The sequence below is a fragment of the Rhizobium sp. PEPV16 genome, from assembly GCF_008919455.1.
Lineage (GTDB): Bacteria > Pseudomonadota > Alphaproteobacteria > Rhizobiales > Rhizobiaceae > Rhizobium > Rhizobium leguminosarum_Q.
Genome location: NZ_VSZV01000345.1, coordinates 5,354 through 6,454, shown reverse-complemented (window position 1 = coordinate 6,454; position 1,101 = coordinate 5,354). Strand labels below are relative to the sequence as shown.

2 protein-coding genes are annotated in these 1,101 nt (G+C 60.5%); both read right to left on the bottom strand.

The features are described 5' to 3' along the window. Positions 1 to 224: DUF1173 family protein (locus FY112_RS27905; RefSeq protein WP_151519823.1), on the bottom strand; the 224-nt coding region annotated here is incomplete at its 3' end. Positions 225 to 536: 312 nt separating this feature from the next. Further along, complete coding sequence (locus FY112_RS27900) at positions 537 to 818, bottom strand: WGR domain-containing protein (protein WP_151519785.1); 282 nt, start codon at positions 816 to 818, stop codon at positions 537 to 539. Between the last annotated feature and the right edge of the window lie 283 nt (positions 819 to 1,101).

Here is a 1,101-nt window from a genome sequence, read left to right as displayed (position 1 = left end):
TAGGGTGGCTCATACGACGGACATGCGGGGTCATGGTCTCGTCCCGAAAGCGGCATGCGCTTGATGACATGGAGACCGTCGATGCGTGCAATGTACATCGGAAGCGGCGGCTCTTTGCATCGGCAAAGTGGCCGTAGCTTCTGCGCGTAAGCGTGTTCGAGCCGGGCCGGAAGCTCGGGATCGTCTTCATCGTACACCTGCTCGCCAATCGAAAAACGTCGCACATGGCCCCCATGATCATCTCGTCGGACCGGCTGACCGTCGCCTGCGAACATGTAGCATGGGTCTCGGCGATTACACTAGCGCAAAATAGCCAGTATAATGTCGCTGGAACACCGCGCTTGGGACCGGTCTTGACCATGATAGTTGGAAGTCAGGACCCCGGCGATGGAACTGACCGATCCGAAACCTGAGAGTTTGGCGACAGCATGAGCCCTTGCTTCCGCCTTACAGGGCCAAGCCTCCGGTGCAGTCTTCACGCCCTGAAGGCGTGACGATCCCTTGCGCGCAGACGATCGCGCTGTGCTGGTGAGCGGTCAGGTCATCACTAACGGCATCGCAGCCTTGGTCGGCCTATAGCCCTTCCGACGCTTCCGGCGAGCAAGATCGAGAAAATGCGCGACGGCTTCCTGTTCGGTCCCGAACACGTCGGTCCTCTCGCCACCACGTCTGCCGATCCGTCCCCAGCTGCGCACGACCGCGGTTTCGCCGAACAAGGTCGGCTCGATTGCGAGCGTATAATAGCGGGCCATGTTGCGGCTGGCGTCGACACGCTGGCAGTGGAGGTGAAACGACATTCGGCTCATGGCGGGAATCATTCCTGCGGAGACCGACGCTGTCCAACGAGAGTTTTGAATCCTTTGCAGCCGATGGATTCCGTTTTGTGATGTGTTGGCGCGCCATGGATTGTGAGAACGCCCGACGAAGCCGATCCTAGTCACTCGGCCAGGTCCGGGCGTTCAAGCTCGGCGCCCGGCGGAACACTGTCGGATCCGTCAGCACGCGCTGGTGGGCGTGTTGGCTAAGCTCACGTATTCGATCTCGGAGCGAACAACTCCACCCGGCAGATGCACCGCCTGCAGCGCCGATGCGATCATCGTG